Annotated in this window: 13 protein-coding genes; 10 read left to right on the forward strand and 3 right to left on the reverse strand. The window is 52.0% G+C overall.

Features of this window, described 5'->3' with window-relative positions; all coding sequences use genetic code 11:
• Positions 1–92 precede the first annotated feature (92 nt).
• Together hydE and fdhD are read right to left on the reverse strand one after the other, a co-directional pair.
• A complete protein-coding gene (gene hydE, locus NST99_RS15225; RefSeq protein ID WP_341092805.1) occupies positions 93–1,169 on the reverse strand; it encodes a [FeFe] hydrogenase H-cluster radical SAM maturase HydE in 1,077 nt (358 codons plus the stop codon).
• A 121-nt stretch (positions 1,170–1,290) separates the two neighbouring features.
• Complete coding sequence (gene fdhD, locus NST99_RS15230) at positions 1,291–2,046, reverse strand: formate dehydrogenase accessory sulfurtransferase FdhD (protein ID WP_341097658.1); 756 nt, start codon at positions 2,044–2,046, stop codon at positions 1,291–1,293.
• A gap of 270 nt (positions 2,047–2,316) precedes the next feature.
• On the opposite strand from fdhD, the gene smc reads away from it, so the two are divergent.
• Positions 2,317–5,886 (forward strand): chromosome segregation protein SMC, encoded by a 3,570-nt coding sequence (smc, locus tag NST99_RS15235; protein WP_341092806.1) that lies wholly within the window; start codon positions 2,317–2,319, stop codon positions 5,884–5,886.
• 67 nt (positions 5,887–5,953) lie between these two features.
• A complete protein-coding gene (gene ftsY, locus NST99_RS15240; protein ID WP_341092808.1) occupies positions 5,954–6,952 on the forward strand; it encodes a signal recognition particle-docking protein FtsY in 999 nt (332 codons plus the stop codon).
• A gap of 111 nt (positions 6,953–7,063) precedes the next feature.
• On the opposite strand, the gene NST99_RS15245 is transcribed toward ftsY, so the two are convergent.
• A protein-coding gene (locus NST99_RS15245; protein WP_341092810.1) for an IS3 family transposase occupies positions 7,064–8,208 on the reverse strand; the annotation gives its coding sequence in 2 pieces (ribosomal slippage) (positions 7,064–7,935 and positions 7,935–8,208; 1,146 coding nt in all).
• Between the two features lie 517 nt (positions 8,209–8,725).
• On the opposite strand from NST99_RS15245, the gene NST99_RS15250 reads away from it, so the two are divergent.
• From NST99_RS15250 to hrpB, 8 genes are all read left to right on the forward strand, one after another.
• Entirely contained in the window at positions 8,726–10,189 is a 1,464-nt protein-coding gene (locus tag NST99_RS15250) for a circularly permuted type 2 ATP-grasp protein (protein ID WP_341092811.1), read from the forward strand.
• A gap of 67 nt (positions 10,190–10,256) precedes the next feature.
• On the forward strand, positions 10,257–11,210 hold the full coding sequence (locus NST99_RS15255; protein WP_341092813.1) for an alpha-E domain-containing protein: 954 nt from the start codon (positions 10,257–10,259) through the stop codon (positions 11,208–11,210).
• Positions 11,207–12,073: a transglutaminase family protein gene (locus NST99_RS15260; RefSeq protein ID WP_341092814.1), complete on the forward strand. Its 867-nt coding sequence runs from the start codon at positions 11,207–11,209 to the stop codon at positions 12,071–12,073. Before NST99_RS15255 ends, NST99_RS15260 begins: the two co-directional genes overlap by 4 nt.
• Positions 12,074–12,279: 206 nt before the next feature.
• Positions 12,280–13,089, forward strand: coding sequence for an SDR family oxidoreductase (locus NST99_RS15265; protein ID WP_038591254.1), 810 nt, complete (start codon positions 12,280–12,282; stop codon positions 13,087–13,089).
• Positions 13,090–13,451: 362 nt separating this feature from the next.
• A complete protein-coding gene (locus tag NST99_RS15270; RefSeq protein ID WP_341092816.1) occupies positions 13,452–14,276 on the forward strand; it encodes a DUF2087 domain-containing protein in 825 nt (274 codons plus the stop codon).
• Between the two features lie 49 nt (positions 14,277–14,325).
• Complete coding sequence (locus tag NST99_RS15275; RefSeq protein ID WP_341092817.1) at positions 14,326–14,709, forward strand: GIY-YIG nuclease family protein; 384 nt, start codon at positions 14,326–14,328, stop codon at positions 14,707–14,709.
• 71 nt (positions 14,710–14,780) lie between these two features.
• Positions 14,781–15,173: a DnaJ family domain-containing protein gene (locus NST99_RS15280; RefSeq protein WP_445745030.1), complete on the forward strand. Its 393-nt coding sequence runs from the start codon at positions 14,781–14,783 to the stop codon at positions 15,171–15,173.
• Positions 15,174–15,364: 191 nt separating this feature from the next.
• Positions 15,365–17,854 carry an ATP-dependent helicase HrpB gene (gene hrpB / locus NST99_RS15285; RefSeq protein WP_341092819.1) on the forward strand — a complete coding sequence of 830 codons (2,490 nt, stop codon included), beginning with the start codon at positions 15,365–15,367 and terminating at the stop codon, positions 17,852–17,854.
• Positions 17,855–18,021 lie beyond the last annotated feature (167 nt).

Raw genomic sequence — 18,021 nt, forward strand, 5'->3', positions numbered from 1 at the left:
ACTTCTTTCTGGGTTCATTAATAGATTGACAAGCAGACTTGGACTCTTCCAACTCGATTTCGAGATGACAACAGGCTGATTCGGTGGCTTCCTTACAATGGAACATGCTGTGCAGAAGAACGGGATAGATGATTCAGACTATCTCCCCGGCCCATATCCACATGGAATCCGGCAGCTTCAATCCGCTGTTCAAGACAGAATCTGCATTGGGCGGATTCGTCGCCCATACAGATTTTGTTATTGTAGAGCGTATATTGGGCTCGTACAGTCAATGGAGAGAGATTAGGCATGACCACATTTGCGCCTGCTTGCAACGCCAGCTCCCGCCCGTTCGGGTGAGCGGTTCCCATGGCTGTTGTAGCAGGGATTAGGGCATTCGGCACGAAGAGCCGGGCAAGAGCAATCATATCCAGTGTATTTATTACTGTTCCGGCCGGCTCGTCCTTTAAGGGTGTGGCCTGATGCGGCAAAAAAGGGCCAATGCCGATCATATCCGGTTGAAGCGCCTTAAGATACAGCAGGTCTTCAGCTAAATCTCCGGGCGTTTGGCCTGGTAAACCAACCATGAAGCCTGCACCCACCTGATAGCCGAGGGACTTGAGCGCCTCCAACCGATTCCGGCGGCTGTCAAAGGTCATGGTCGGGTGCAGGGCTTGGTACAGCTTACGGGAGGCCGTCTCATGGCGCAGTAAGTAACGGTCAGCTCCGGCCGCGAGCAGTGTAGCGTAAGTCTCATCATCCCGTTCACCAATCGACAGGGTTACCGCGGTATCCGGATAGAGCGTTTTGATGCGTGTAATGAGCTCGGCCAGCTTCTCAGTGGTGTACCAGTCGTCTTCTCCGCTCTGCAGAACAAAGGTACGATAGCCCAGTTCATACCCTTCCCGGCAGCATTCCAAGATTTCTTCAGGTTGGAGCCGATAGCGGCTGACTGTCTTATTGCCGGAGCGTATGCCGCAATACAGGCAGTTTTGTTTGCAAATATTGGAGAACTCGATCAGCCCACGCAAAAATACACGGTCGCCATAACGTTCCATTCTTCTCAGATGGGCCAGGTGATGAAGCCGCTTTTTTAGATTTTGGTCCGGGTTCCTCAGCACAGCAATGATCTCTTGAGCTTCCAGTGATTCTTCTTCATATAATCGATCCAGCAATTGTTCCGTTGACATCACTCCCTATCCTGGAGGGGATTAATCATATAACCAAAAAATAACAATTGCGAACCCCTAGAAAAAATTGTAACAAAAGTAAAAATAGAGAACAGTGAGTTTTGTGCTTGAAATTTGAGGTTCATGGAGGAGGGAAAGTGGGACAGCCGGAGATACGATCCGGACGGGTATACACATTACATGAATTCTGACGAATAAAACCAACGGTGGTGATTCCCAGCTGTTCCGCCAGCTCAAGTGCTAGTCCGGTGGGGGCAGATTTGGACAAAATCATTTCACAGCCTATTTTGGCTACTTTCAATAAGATTTCCGAAGAGATCCGTCCGCTGAAAACAACAATTTTGTCATTGAGCTTCAAATGTTGCTTCAGGCAGTAGCCGTAAATTTTGTCTAGTGCATTATGACGCCCAATGTCACTGCGGGCCAGCAGCACCCCGCCGGTATCGCAAATTGCAGCAGAATGAACGCCACCGGTGCGGTGGAACAGCTCTGATCCGGTTTGCACCTCTTCCATTAAGCGGAAACAATCGCCGAAAGAAAGTGACACATGTACCCCGTCCGCAATTTTGGCCGTTCTGGCATCATTAATGTAGACGAAGCCATGCCGGCTAGACCCGCAACAGGAAGTTACATATCGCTTGGCGAATAGCTGACGGTGTAATGGGCTTAAGTGGTCTATAGTTACGTGGACGAAACCTTCTTCTTCCTGACTCCAAATCGCCTTGATATCATGGAACCCTCTAATGATTCCTTCGGATGCCAAATAACCGATAACCATGTCCTCGATATATTCAGGCGTGCATACCAGAGTAACGAATTCATCGCCGTTTATTTTGATTGTGACCGGATGTTCCGTTACGATAAGATCTTCCTCCATCGTGATATGGCCACTGCGGTAACGTATAATTTCCCCATGCCGCTCGGATCCCAGTTCCAATGCAATCACCCTTTTTCGTTAGAAATTTGAATATCTCAAAAATTCCTCAAATGATAAATAATACCATCTAAAAACACACCCTTACTACATCACTTTTTCTAAAAAGTGTCAATTTAATATCTCACACACTGCCTTTGTGTTCATCATGAATCAGAGCTATTTTAGGAGTTGAACGCTATGGTATAATGGGTCAGAGGTGATAGGCGAGTTATGTTTTTGAAACGGATTGAATTAGCGGGCTTTAAATCATTTGCCGACAAAACGGAAATGGAATTTGTACGCGGCATAACGGCCGTCGTTGGCCCGAACGGCAGCGGTAAAAGCAATATTTCCGACGGCATCCGCTGGGTGCTCGGTGAGCAGAGCGCCAAATCGCTGCGCGGCGGCAAGATGGAGGATATTATCTTTGCCGGAAGTGATGCACGCAAAGCCGTGAATTACGGTGAGGTGTCGCTCACGCTGGACAATGAGGATCATGTCCTGCCGCTCGATTTCAGCGAAGTTACAGTAACGCGCCGTGTGCACCGCAGCGGTGAAAGTGAATATTTAATCAATAAGCAGGCCTGCAGGCTGAAGGATATCACAGAGCTGTTTATGGATACCGGCATCGGACGCGAGGCTTATTCGATTATCGGACAAGGCCGGATTGAAGAAATTCTGAGTACGCGTTCCGAGGATCGCCGCGGTATTTTTGAAGAGGCCTCAGGTATTGTTAAGTATAAATCTCGCAAAAAAGATGCGGGCCGGAAGCTGGACGAAACTGAGCAGAATCTGCTTCGGATTCATGATTTGATCAGCGAGCTGGAGGATCAGGTAGGCCCGCTCAAGGATCAATCAGAGAAGGCTATCCGCTATAAGGAGCTGCGCGAGCAGCTGAAGCAGCTGGAAATCTCCGTGTATGTGCACCAGATAGAAGGCATTCATACCGCCTGGAAGGAAGGCAATGCCCGGCTTGAAACGCTGCAGGTAGAACAGCTTGAGCTGTCCACTGTCGTTTCGGCCCATGACGCTAAGCTGGAGAGCGGGCGTTCTGAGCTTCGGGCGCTGGAGGCGCAGGTAGAACAGCTGCAGGAACAGCTGCTTCGTTACAGTGAAGCCAACGAGAAAAGTGAAGGTTACGGCGAAGTGCTGAAGGAGCGCAAGCGCAACCTGGAGAACAACCGCGAGCAATTGATGCTTACACTCGGCTCGGTAGGTGAACGCTCAGAGGGTAGACAGCGCGAGCTGGCAGAGCTGGAGCATAAGCTGCAGCAGTCAAGACAGGCTCTGGAGGAGCTGCGCGCTCAACTGGCAGATGAGGAAGCCCGGCTGGAAGGAGTGGCCGGGGGGATTAGCCAGAGCAAGGAAGAGAAGCTGAAAAGCGCCTTGCTTGAGCTGATGAACCTGATGGCCCAGGCTCGCAACGAAATTCGTTACGCGGATCAGCAGAAGGAAGCCTTGGAGCGGCGGATGAGCCGCAGCGTTGAGGAAAGCGGCAAATGGGTTGCGCGGCTCGCGGAGCTGTCTGCTTCGCAGAAGGGTCTGAAGGATACCATTGCCACTCTCGGCAAAGAGATTGGAACGCTGCGCGGCGCCTATATCACGGAGAGCGAGCAGACCAGTAAACGCCAGAAGCTGCTGGAGGAAACGCAGAGCGGACTCCGTAAATGGGAACAGAAGCGTGAAGCCCAGGTTTCCCGGCATGAGACGATGAAGGAAATGCAGGATGATTTTGACGGATTTATGCTTGGAGTCAAAGAGGTCCTTAAGGGAGCGCGCAAAGGCCAGCTAAGCGGTGTGCACGGTGCAGTAGCGGAGCTGATCTCCGTGCCGGAACGGCTGGAGCTGGCCGTGGAAACAGCGCTAGGCGCATCGCTTCAGCATGTGGTTATGGATAATGAAGCCGTCTCCCGTCAAGCGATTGCCTTCCTGAAGCAGCGCCAGCTGGGACGGGCTACATTTCTGCCGCTGGATGTCATCCGGCCCCGGCAGATTACCGGCAGTGACCGCAGTATGGTGGAAGGTGCCGAAGGTTTCGTTGGCATCGGCAGTGAGCTGGTCGGTTATGAGGACAAATACGCAAGCATTGTCGGCAGCTTGCTCGGAAATGTCGTGATTGCAGAAAGTCTGGAACAGGCTAACCGGATCGCCGCCAAATGCCAATACCGTTACCGTGTAGTTACGCTGGAAGGCGATGTTGTCAATGCCGGCGGTTCGATGACCGGGGGCAGCCAGCATAAGAAGAACAACAGCCTGCTGAGCCGTAAACGCCAGCTCGACCAGCTGTTCGGTGAAATTGAAGAAAGCGAACGTCAGATTGTCAAGCTGAAGCAAGGCATGGCCAAACTTCGCGAGGAGCAGGAGAACGCTGCGAAGAAGCTGGAGCAGCTGCGCCATGACGGTGACGAGAAACGTCTGGAGGAGCAACGGGTCTCCGGTGATTTGAAGCAGCTCGAACAGGAACTGCGCCATGTTCAGGAGCAGGTGGATGGTGCGGGTGCCGAACGCAGCGGATTTGAGAGTGAAGTCCGCAGTCTGGACGAGAGCCGGAATCAGGCGGTTGCCGAGCTTGCACGGCTGGAGAAAGAAGAGAAGGATTCCCATGAGGCCATCCGCAATGCCGAATCGGAGCGTAAGGCGAGTGAAACGGCTAAGGAAGAGCTCCAGGGTAAGCTGACCGGCATGAAGGTAAGTGAGGGTAAGCTGGACCAGGAGATATTCTCACTGGAGGAACAGCTTAGACGCATGAGGCAAGATGCCGGATCGCAGGATAAAGAGCTGCGCCAGAGCCGCAGTCTGCTTATGACCATTGAGAAGGATCTCGAAGAGAATTCACGCGAAGCGGTTAAACAGAAGGAAGATCTGAACAACTACCGCCTGAAGAAAGAAGAGACGGCGGGTACGCTTGACTTGGCGCGCGCTGAACGCGCGGCGTTAACCCGTAAGCTGGAGCTCGCCGAAGGTGAAACCAAAGACCAGCGGCAGGCTTTAAAGGCCGTGGAGGACAAGCTGCGTTCCACCGAGGTAGCTGTAGGACGGCTTGATGTTGAGCTGGACAACATTCTCCGTAAACTGAGCGATGATTATGAGCTGAGTTATGAATTGGCGAAGCAGCGTTATCCGGTTCCCGAGGATGTGCCGGCTGCACTGCTGGAGGTGCAGCGTCTGAAGCGCAGTATATCTTCGCTTGGCGAAGTGAACCTGGGGGCCATCGAGGAGTATCAGCGCGTGCATGAACGTTATACTTTCCTCAGCGGCCAGAAGGATGATCTGGTCGAGGCCAAGACAACACTTTACCATGTCATTCATGAGATGGAAGAAGAGATGTCCAAACGCTTCAAGCAGACCTTTGATGCCATCCGCCGTGAATTCGGCACGGTTTTCTCGAAGCTGTTCGGCGGCGGACGGGCGGACCTGATGCTGCTTGATCCCGAGCATATGCTCGACACAGGCATAGATATTGTCGCCCAGCCTCCCGGCAAGAAACTGCAGAATCTGCAGCTGTTGTCAGGCGGTGAACGCGCATTGACCGCTATGGCACTGCTGTTCGCTATCCTGCAGGTCAAACCGGTGCCTTTCTGTGTGCTGGATGAGGTGGAAGCGGCACTGGATGAAGCGAACGTAGTCCGCTTTGCCCAGTATCTGCGCGAGTTCTCGGAGCAGACACAGTTTATCGTGGTTACCCACCGCAAAGGAACCATGGAGGAAGCGGATGTGCTGTATGGTGTAACGATGGAAGAAGGCGGCGTATCGAAGCTTGTCTCGGTGAAGCTGGAGGATGAGGAAGCGGAGATTGCCTGAATGGAAGCATTGTATTTCGGAAAAGAACCGGGGAATCTGGTGTCTTAACGATAAGAGGAGGAAGAGCATGAGTTTTTTTAAGAAACTGAAAGAAAGTATTTCCGGTAAAACCGAAACGGTTACCAAACAGTTCCGCGACGGTCTGGAGAAGACCCGCAAGGGTTTCGTTGAGAAGGTATCCGACCTCATCACCCGCCGTAAAAAAATAGATGAAGAGTTTTATGAGGAACTGGAAGAGATTCTGATCGGTGCCGATGTCGGGGTAAATACGGTAATGTCACTTGTTGAAGAGCTTCGGGCTGAAGTGAAGCAGAAACGGATTGAGGATGCGTCGGAGCTGCAGCCGATCCTCTCCCGCAAACTGATGGAGCTGCTGCGCGGTGATGACGACAACAGTCTGAAAGAGAATCCGGACGGAATCACCGTTATTCTGTTCGTCGGCGTAAACGGTGTCGGCAAGACAACAACAATCGGCAAGCTGGCACACCGCTACAAACAGGAGGGTAAAAAGGTTCTTCTTGCCGCAGGCGATACCTTCCGGGCCGGAGCGATTGAGCAGCTTGAGGTCTGGGGCCAACGGGCCGGTGTGGACGTCATTAAGCAGCAGGCGGGCTCTGACCCGGCTGCAGTAATGTTCGATGCCGTGCAGGCAGCCAAACAGCGGAATGTGGATGTGCTGATTTGCGATACGGCGGGAAGACTGCAGAACAAGAGCAACCTGATGGAAGAGCTGAACAAGATCTTCCGGGTCATTCAGCGTGAAATTCCCAGCGCCCCGCATGAGGTGCTGATGGTGCTGGATGCGACTACCGGTCAGAATGCCTTGACGCAGGCGAAGCTTTTTGGTGAAAAAAGTGGAGTTACCGGCCTGGTGTTGACCAAGCTGGACGGGACCGCCAAAGGCGGAATTGTTGTGGCGATCCGCCAGGAAATGAATCTGCCGGTGAAGCTGGTTGGGCTGGGCGAGAAAATGGAGGATTTGCAGCCATTTGATTCCGGACAGTTCGTCCATGCCCTGTTCGCCGGGATGATCTCTGACGAAGATCAGAAGGAAGCGCAGGAGTAACTCGCCGCAGGCGCTTCAAACGAGGATGAACTGTGATTACCATAAAAGCCCTGCAGAACGGTTCGGGACTGACCCCCGTACATGAGACAGGGATCAAAACACCTTGCAAGTTTAAGCAGCCAGTCGCCGGAAATCCACTGGCGACTGGTTATTTAGTTTCGCTTGAATTCGAATTGAGTTATAGTAAGTAATGTAGTCTCGAACGGTCTGTTCAACGATTGCCGTCGTTGTACACGTGAGATCTTCGAGGTAGAACGTTTCAGACTTTAGGGTGGAATGAAACGATTCGATGGGGGCATTATCAGCGGGCGTTCCCTTGCGGGACATGCTCATGGTAATGCCTTTTCCTTTTACTGCAGCCTGGTACACCTGAGACGTGTACACGCTGCCTTGGTCGCTATGAAGCAGCATATTTGCCCGTTTTGGAAGTTGATTCAGCGTATCCAAAACCAAAGACGTGTCTTGCTTGTCCGCTATACTGTAAGCCACAATCTCCCCATTGTACAGGTCCAGAATGCTCGAGAGGTACAACATCTTGCCTCCAAACGGTAAATAGGTAATGTCCGTGACGAGCTTTTGCAGATGCCCCTCTGCATGGAATTGCCGCTTTAGCAGATTTTCTACTGGATGTGCGGGCTGCCCCGTGGTCTTGCGTTTCTTCATCCTTACGCGGCACTGTAGCCCTTCACGCTGCATAATCTGTTGAACACGTTTGTGGTTTATGGATTCTTCTGCCCGAAGGAGTGCAGTGATTTTCCGGTACCCATATCGGAATTTATGCTGTGCGCAAACCTGCCTTATCTTCTCTACTGTAGCATCTGAACGCTCGGTTTCTACGGCTGCTTTCCAGCGGTAGTAGGTGGCTCTTGCAATCCCAAGCCATGCGCAGGCCTCAGTCACCGTTACTTCTTCTCGAATGGACTCGATCCAGGCAATGACGACTTGTGGTTCCACCCCCTTTCCAGTTCCCTGTACTTTTTTAGCACGTCCAATTGCTGCTTTAAGAATCGGTTCTCCGCCTTTACTTTTTCTAGCTCCGTAGAGTGTTCTGGACCTTTTCCGTAGCTGTACTGTTTACCCACGGGCTGCTCCAGACGATGTACTTCGCCTTTTCGATACCATCTCATCCATGTCTTTAACTGTGTCTTGTTCCGTATTCCGAGTTGCTCCATTACCTCTCTTACCGGAACTCCTGCCAATCTCATCTCGATGGCTTTCATCTTTAATTCTACCGGGTAACTCACTCTAGTTGCCAACGCAAAAACACCTCCAAGATTATCTCCCTATCTTACGACAGGGTTCCATTCTCTTGAAGGTGTTTTGATATGTCTCACGTTACGGGGTCAGTCCCTTCACGTTCTGCAGGGCTTTTATCATGACTGATTGTGTGAAAAAACAACTGCCCCCAGGTTTTTTTGTGAAAAAGCTGGCCCTTTTTAAATAGAAGGAACGGATGCTTTTACATTTGGATACCTATACTAAAAAAACATTATATGAAAAATTCATAATAGTACTGCTTGTCAGCTCACCTGCATACAATTCAAAGTATAATTCACTTTCGTGCTCCCGAAAACTAAACTCATGAAAAAGGAAGCGATTCCACGATTATAGATGGGGTATAAACTCCATTTTGTTGTTATATATATTGACATGAACAATATTATTTACGTATTATGAGAGTAGTATTTAATATTTTCATACTTAATTCTCAAATTACGAACCAGCTTGTCAACAAACATCACACATTATAATGATTCGAAAGGAGTCGGGCTCATGTCCAAACTTGATCCTTTGCCCGGTCTGTCTCCGTATCCGCTACAGCATTTCTATGATGAAATGTATGCCGGTGAACGAAGCATCCGTCCTCATTACAAACATGTGAACCGCATGTTTTCCGGGATGAGCCCTGAAGAGCTGCAAGGCAAGCAGAAGCTGCTGCAGCGCCGGATGATGGAAGAAGGTATAACCTTTACGCTGTACAACCCGGCACAGGATCATCCGATGGAACGAACGATTCCTTTCGATATGATTCCGCGGATTATCCCCAAGGGGGAATGGGAGAGGCTTGAGGCTGGCATTGTCCAGCGGATCTCGGCTTTGAACCTGTTTATCCATGATATTTACCACGAGCAATACATTGTAAAGGACGGGATTGTCCCGCGCCGCATGATTATCTCCAACTGTTATTTCCGGCCGGAGATGGCGGGACTGCGAGTTCCCGGCGGTGCTTATGTCACTACCTCCGGCATTGACCTGATCCGCCATCATGACGGAGAGTATTATGTGCTCGAAGACAACCTGCGTACTCCTTCCGGCTTTTCCTACCTGTTTAAAGGCAGATCACTCATGAATCAGCTTTTCCCCGAATTGTCTTTCGCCAGCTCCATCCGGGATGTGGATCATAGCTTAAACCGTTTTCTGTCTGTGCTGCGGAGTTTATCTCCGTCGAGGACCAAAGATCCGGTTATTGCGCTTCTGACCCCGGGAGAATATAACTCCGCTTATTATGAACATGCTTTCCTGGCACAACAGATGGGCATTCATCTTGTAGAAGGCCGTGATCTGGTGACCCAGGACCTCAAAATTTATCTGAAAGAAATGAATGGGCTGCGCCGTGTAGATGTGTTGTACCGGCGTTTGGATGATGACTATATCGATCCGCTGGCGTTCCAGCCCAGCTCCCTGCTTGGTGTCGCCGGACTGATGAATGCCTACAGGGCAGGCAACATTGCCATCGCCAATGCACCGGGAACCGGAGTAGCCGATGACAAAGCCATATATGTCTATGTTCCAGATATGATCCGGTATTATCTCAATGAAGAGCCGATTCTGGGCAATGTCCCCACCTACCTGTTATCACGTCCGCAGGAACGCCAGTATGTGCTCGATAATCTTGCGGAGATGGTCGTGAAGGAGACCTCACTCTCCGGCGGCTATGGCATGCTGATTGGAAGTGAAGCTACCAAGGAGGAACTGGTTGATTTCCGGCTCAAGATTCTCGCTGACCCTGCCCGTTACATCGCTCAGCCGATTATGTCGCTCTCGAGAGCGCCGGTATTGTCAGGAGGGACAATGGCTCCGCGTCATGTTGATCTCCGTGCATTCGTGCTCATGGGTGCGGACCGCAAACCGCATGTGATTCCCGGAGGGTTAACCCGGGTTGCCATGAAGGAAGGCTCGCTGGTCGTGAATTCTTCACAAGGCGGTGGGGTCAAGGATACCTGGGTAATGGCCTGAGGGAAATGCATATGGCTTCTGGAGCATAAAATGCCGAATCACTATGTTAGATGAGGGAGTGGCGAAGATGCTGAACCGTAATGCGGAGGCTTTGTTTTGGATTGGCCGGTATATTGAACGGGCAGAGAATCATGCGCGGCTTATCGATGTGCATTATCATATTCAACAGGAAGCGGACTTCCAGGCGGAAGGGAATAAATGGTCAAGGCTGATTGATGCGCTCGGTGTCAGAAATGAATACCTGCGGCAATTTGACAGCTTTTCGGAACAGGATGTGTTGTCCTTCATTACGCTGGATCTGGGCAATTCCAATTCGTTATTCTCTTGTGTTCATCAAGCGCGCAACAATTTGCGCACTCTGCGTCAGCATTTGCCAAGCGAGCTGTGGGATATAGCCAACGGTTTTAATCTGTGGCTCGCAGAGCAGTCGGTAGCGGATATTATGCGGGGTCCGCATCATTTCTATCAGCAGGTCAAAGAGCGGGCGGCGATGTTCCTCGGGGCAGAGATGTCTGTCATGCTGAGGGGGAATGAATGGCATTTTATTGAGAGCGGCCGCTTTCTGGAACGGGCAGAGAACACGACGCGGATTCTGCAGGCGGTCACTGTACAGTGCAAGTCTAAGGATATTAACGCGATTTATACCCAGCTTCAGGCGGTGCTGAAATCCGTGAGCGGATATCAATCCTTCCGAAGGTATTATGCAGATGCCATGTCACCGGAGAGTATTCTGGAGTTCCTCATTGTGAATGCCTCTTTTCCCCGTTCGATCCGCTTTTCATTCCATAAATTAGAGGAGCATTTAGCTAAACTCGAGCTGGATACTTCTGAGAAGGGCTCCGGGCATGAGAAAGTCATTCGCCAGGCCGGAAAGATCAAAGCAGAGCTGGATTATATGGAAAAAGAAGAAATGTCCGGTGATCTCGTCGAGGATGTACTGCATTCGCTGATGTTATCATGCCAGAGACTGGGGAAAACGATGGAAGGCGCCTTTTTTCGCCGCGAAGGAGTGCGGATATGAAAATTCAGATCCATCATACGACCACCTACAGCTATCCCGAGCCGGTTACGGACAGTGTCAATGAAATCAGGCTGACGCCGCGCACGAATTACCGCCAGTCCTGCTACCATCATGAGGTTGAGGTGTTTCCCCCCGCCAATTTGCTGACTTACGAGGATTTCTTCGGCAACCGGGTTCATGCTTATTCCGTGAATAAGCCGCATACGGAGATGGTCATCCATACAAAGGCGACCGTAGTGACTTTAGATAAAGCACAGGGTAACGATCTGCCGCATCTTCCGCTGGAAGAGCAGGTGAGACTGCTCAATGATGAGAAATTCCAGAACCGCTATGTTGAGTTCATCTTGCCGACACGTTATACGGAAGTGACTCCTGAGCTGGTTGAATTTGCTTCACAGCATCCCTTTGACGAAGCCGATGATATGTACGAGTGGACCAAAAAGCTGTCTTCGACCATCTACGAGCAATTTACGTATGATCCCGAGGCAACCAGTGTGAACACGACTGTGAAAAAAGCATTAAAGCTGAAGCGCGGCGTCTGCCAGGATTACGCACACTTGATGATTGCAGTCTGCCGCAGTGTCGGTCTGCCTTCCAGATATGTTAGCGGGTATCATTTTGTCGGTGATTTGCAGGGAGCCAATGCCAATTTCGAGCAGGCTTCGCATGCCTGGGTAGAGACGCATATTCCCGGCACGGGCTGGCTTGGTTTTGATCCCACCAATAATGCGGAAGTAAGCTGGCGTTATATCAAACTTGGGCATGGCCGTGATTACAAGGATATTGTACCGGTCAAAGGTGTCTACCGCGGAGTATCGGGCACGCTCACCGTGAAGGTGGATGTCCGTCAGCTGGGAAACTAAATGTGCAGAATCCAGGCCCCACATTGTGGGGCTTAGTTTTATATCTAATTGAGACAACCGGGTCATATCCTCTTGTTTTGTGCATTTTTAGTGCAACTTGCTGCTGGTTTGCACAAATTTTGCATAACCTGATTATAATCAAGGCCGATTTGGGTAATCTTGAAACAGAGCCACTTAGATGGACGAATCGGAAGGAGAGTGTACATATGAGCCCAAATATAGCTAAAAAGCAGCGTTTTCTTGGAAAAACAGCCATAATCACAGGTGCGGGCTCGGGAATCGGCAGAGCGACGGCGATTCAAATGGCGCGCGAAGGGGCAAATGTAGCCTTGTTTGATCTGGTGAATGAGCGTACTTCGATCCTGGAGCAGAAGCTGAACAAGCTCCGCAAGGATTGTGCACTGGCCATTGACGTAGACACCTCGGATGAGGAACGGATGAAAGAAGCAGTGCGCAGGACTGTTGAGCATTTCGGAGGTCTTGATGTTGTGTTCGCCAATGCTGGAATCAACGGAGCAGTGGGTCCGATTGAGGAACTCAGCCTTAGTGATTGGGAACGTACTATATCGGTCAATCTGACCGGAACCTTCCTGACGCTGAAGTACAGTATTCCCCATCTGAAGGATAAAGGGAAAGGCAGCATCATTATCACCAGCTCGATTAACGGCAACAGCAGATTCGCCAGCTTCGGCTGGTCCCCATACAGCACAACTAAAGCCGGTCAGGTAGCCTTTGCCAAGATGGCGGCACTGGAGCTGGCCAAATTCAAAATCCGGGTCAATGTAATCTGTCCGGGGGCGATCTCCACCAATATTGATGAGAGCACGGAATTTAATGAGGATATGGAAGCTATCGTGATTCCAATTGAATTTCCGGAAGGGGCACAGCCACTCGCAGATGGACCGGGCAAGCCGGAAAATGTAGCGGATCTGGTTGCTTTCCTGGCCTCGGATGAATCCATTCATATAACGGGTGCGCAGATTGTGATCGACGGTGCAGAATCCCTGTTGTCCTAACCCATAACGCAGCGGGTGATAAATCATCTGCTTCCCAGCAAACAGCCTTAAACGGTGATCAGATCAATGATCAGGGTTGAGGCTGTTTGCTGTATTTTTCTTGTTGTAAAACTTACAGGTTATGGTCCATGCCTGGATTGACCCGGACTCATAAGTAATATTATGCTATACGGTTGATTATGAGCTGCTGGGTGCATTGCTGAAACAAGCCTCGGCTACACTCTAGGGTATTTCATAGAATCGGATGCTGATCAATAAGAGGAATGAAGCACTGCCGAAAGGTGGTGTTTTTTATTTTTTCACAAGAATAAAAACTAAACAATCTAATTAGATGGTTGTAAAATAACAAACAAAATGATAATATGTCTATATTATATAAAGTGGATTGGGTGATTGAGTTGCCGGAAGGAAAGGGTTCAGTCAGTATTTCGGAAAAATTCTGGAATGCCTCGATTGAGGAGCTAAAGCAAGGTTATATTTATGAGACGCGAGACCGTTCGGGAATCTATACCTGTCTGGTATGCGGTGAAGAATATGAGAAGGGTATTATCTATAAGGATGACAACCATTACTATGAGGCAGAGAAGTATGCTGCGCTTCATGTGGCCAATGTTCATGGCACCATGTTTAATTGGCTGCTCGGAATGGATAAGAAGCTTATAGGGCTGACGGATCTGCAGAAAGGGCTGCTGCTTGCATTTCATCAGAGCCTAAGTGACGGAGAGGTCGCCAAGGAGCTTGGAATCGGCAGTACTTCCACGGTGCGGAATCACCGGTTCACACTGCGTGAGAAGGTCAAGCAAGCCAAATTGTTTCTTGCCGTCATGGAGCTGGCTGAGGAGAAACCGGGTGTTTCTTCACCATTTGTAAGTATCCCGCGCTCGACTTCCATGGTCGATGAACGTTTTGCTATTACGGAAGAGGAGAATGCTGAGATCCTTGGGACTTATTTTAAGGAGGGACTGGATGGCCCGTTATCCGAATTTCCCAAGAAGCAGAAGCGGAAAGCCGCCATTCTTCGCCAGCTGATTAAGAGGTTTGCCGCCGGCCGCAAATACAGTGAGAAAGAGGTTAACGCCATTCTGGGTGAAGCCTTCCCCGATCATGTCACACTGCGGCGCTATCTGATTGATTATGGCCTGCTGGACCGCGAGGATGACGGCAGCAGCTACTGGGTTAAATTATAGAGCCTGTGCCCCGGGACAGAGCTTATTATTGAAGGAGAGATCAGGAAAAATGGAAAAAGCAAGACGCAAAGAACTGGCCTATGATTATGCCCACTCTCATCGGCCGATGGGTGTATACCGGATTGTGAATACGAAGAACGATAAGTCTTTTGTAGGCAGCAGCCTTAACCTGGAAGGCGTATGGAATAAGCATAAATTTATGCTCGATATTAACAGCCATGACAATAAATCGCTGATGGCCGACTGGGTAGCGTACGGGGAAGAGTCCTTCCGTTTTGAGATTCTGGAACAAATCAAACCGGAGGAGGATTTTGTGGCATCCGTGTCCGAGCTGGCCAAATACAGAAAGCAGCTTCCTGAGCTGGAGAGCAAATGGATGGATCAGCTGTCTCCCTACGGAGACCGTGGTTATCATAAACCGAAGCAGAAATGAAATGACGTAGCGCCTGTGTTAAAATAAGAAGCAAAACGGGTTGTGAACACAAGGAGCGGTACGATATGGGCATGCTGTCATGGCTGGCGGAGCAGCGGATTCAGGAAGCGATGCGGAGCGGGGAATTCAAGGATCTTCCCGGGTCTGGAAAGCCGCTGGAGCTGGAGGACTTGTCGGGGGTTCCTGAGGAACTGCGGATGTCATTCAAGATTATGAAAAATGCCGGACTGCTGCCGGAAGAGGTCACACTGCGTAAGGAATGTGTAACCCTTGAGGAACTGCTGGCAGCATGCCGCAATAGCGGGGATACTGGTTCCGGTGAGCAGAAAACGCTGGAGAACAAGCTCTCCATAAAGAGACTTCGGCTGCAGGAACTGCTGAGGCAGCGGGGGCTGGAGAGCAGCAGCTCCATTCTGGAATACGGCGATAAAATTCGTCAGAAGCTGCTGAGTGAAGAAGAATAAGTCTGCGCCCGGAGGGGCGCAGGCTTATTTTGTTGTCTTTCGGCATATCTGTATCCGGTTGGGAGAGTTCGAATGCAACTTTATGAAGCATCTTGAAATTTAAGATCGTTTCGCCCATGATGATTAGGCAGGATAGATGCAATATGCGCTGCCAATTATACCAAGTTAATCACAGATTATGGAGAGAAAAGATGAAACAGCTTCCTATTATGCAGGTGCTTCCTGACCTGAAATTGATACTGAATAAGAAAAAAGCAGCTGTACTTATTGCCGAACCCGGTGCGGGGAAGACGACCGGAACCCCTCCGGCTTTTTTGGAGGAGCCTTGGATGTCTGGCAAGAGTATTCTAATGCTGGAGCCCAGAAGGCTTGCAGCCCGTTCAGCGGCTGTCTATATGGCAGCCTGCCTTGGAGAGAGTGTGGGACAGACGGTAGGCTACCGGATGCGTATGGACAGCAAGGTTGGCAAAAACACACGGATTGTTGTTGTGACCGAAGGTGTGCTGACTAGAATGCTGCAAAGCGATCCTTCGCTTGGCGATGTTGGACTTATTATTTTTGATGAATTTCATGAGCGCAGTTTACATGCTGACCTCGGGCTGGCACTGACGCTGGAGGCCCAGTCTGTGCTGCGTGAAGATCTGCGTATTCTCATAATGTCGGCTACACTGGATGGAGAACGGGTGTCGGCGCTGCTTGGCGGAGCGCCGGTAGTGGATTGTCCCGGCCGCACCTATCCGGTGGAGACGATTTATGTTCCGGGATCAGGCACCACGCAACTGGAGCTTGCTGCGGCTGCGGCAGTCCGCCGGGCCCTGGATGAGCAGCCCGGTGATGTACTGGTGTTCCTGCCCGGCGAACGGGAGATCCGCCGTACGGAACGTGAGCTGCAGAGCGGGGCGCTTCCCCAAGGGACGGTGCTGCGGCTGCTTTATGGCCAGCTCCCGCAGGCCATGCAGGATGCGGCAGTGGCTCCAGCCGTGCCGGGTGAGCGCAAGGTTGTATTGGCGACTTCCATCGCCGAAACAAGCTTGACCATCGAAGGGGTGCGCACGGTGATTGACACCGGACAGCGGCGTACGCAGGTATTCTCTCCGCGCACCGGCATGCCGCGGTTGACAACAGTGCCGGTCTCGAAGGCATCGGCTGACCAACGCCGTGGCCGTGCCGGGCGGACTGCTCCGGGAGTCTGCTACCGGCTGTGGAGCAGCGAGGAGCATCTACGTCTTCCGGACGACAACGTACCGGAAATCATGGAAACCGACCTGGCGCAGCTCGCGCTGGAGCTGGCGCTGTGGGGCGTACGCGATCCTGCCGCGCTGCCCTGGCTGGACGCGCCGCCCGCCGCGCCTTACGCGCAGGGCGCTGCGCTGCTGCGCCAGCTCGGCGCGCTGGATGCCAGCGGCGCCATCACGCCGCACGGCCGCAGCATGGCCGCGCTTGGCGCGCACCCGCGTGCCGCGCATATGCTGCTGCGCGCGGCAGAGCTTGGCGCCGCGCCGCTCGCCTGCCGGCTGGCGGCGCTGCTGCAGGAGCGGGACCTCTTCAAGGGTCCCGCCGCTGCGGACAGCGACCTCACGCTGCGCGTGGAGGCGCTGCTTAGGTTCGAGCGCTCCGCCGAGACGGGCGGAGCGGACCCGGCGATCTTGCGCGCGGTGCAGCGCGAGAGCCGGAATCTCCTGGCGCAGCTGCAAGCCGCGCCGGAAGTGCCCCGAGACAGCAGCGCCACAGGGCTGCTGCTGTCGTTCGCCTATCCCGACCGGGTCGGGCAGAAACGCGGCGATGGCGCGTTTCTGCTGGCCGGCGGCCGGGGGGCGGCGATGCGGGAAGGGCAGCCCCTGTCGCGTTCGCCCTATATTGTTGCAGCCGGCGTGGACGACCGCGCCGGACAGGGGCGAATCATGCTGGCCGCAGATCTGCCTGAAGAAGAGCTGTTCCGTCATCATGCGGGCAGTTTTACTGAGGAACGGGAGGTTTACTGGGACAAAGAGAGCGGAAGCGTCAAGGCGCGCCGGCGTACGCTGCTGGGCGCTCTGGTATTGAAAGAGACCTCGCATGAGCGGCCTACGGCAGAAGAGACGGAGGATGTCCTGCTGGGGGTGATATCCGCAGAAGGTCTGGAGCTATTGCCTTGGGATAAAGGAACAGTGCAGTTGCGGCAGCGGATGGCTTTCATGCATGGACTGCGGACGGATTGGCCTGATGTGGCGGATGAAGCCTTGCTTGGCTCGCTGGATGAATGGCTGAGGCCCTTCATCCAAGGCATGCGCAACCTGCGTGATCTTCAGCGTCTTCCCTTAAGCCGGGCGCTTGAAGGAATGCTGGACTGGAACAGCAGACAGAAGCTTGACAAGGAAGCTCCGACACATATCTCGGTGCCCAGCGGATCTCGGATACCACTGGATTACAGCAATCCTGGCGCGCCTGTACTGGCAGTAAGGCTTCAGGAGATGTTCGGGCAGGTAGATACACCGAGAATCGGCATGGGGCAAGTTCCTGTACTGCTGCACCTGCTGTCACCGGCGAGACGGCCGATGCAGGTCACCTCCGATCTGGCGAGCTTTTGGCGCAGTACCTATTTCGAGGTTAAGAAGGATCTCAAAGGCAGATATCCCAAGCATTATTGGCCGGATGATCCGCTGCAGGCGGCGCCTACAAACCGGACCCGTCCGGTTAAATAGGGACGATGAATCGTCCCACACGGATACACCCGGTTAAATAGGGACGATGAATCGTCCCACACGGATACACCCGGTTAAATAGGGACGATGAATCGTCCCACACGGATACACCCGGTTAAATAGGGACGATGTATCGTCTCACACGGATACACCCTGTCAAATAAGAA

Source organism: Paenibacillus sp. FSL L8-0470, from assembly GCF_038008625.1.
Taxonomy (GTDB): Bacteria; Bacillota; Bacilli; order Paenibacillales; family Paenibacillaceae; genus Paenibacillus_AQ.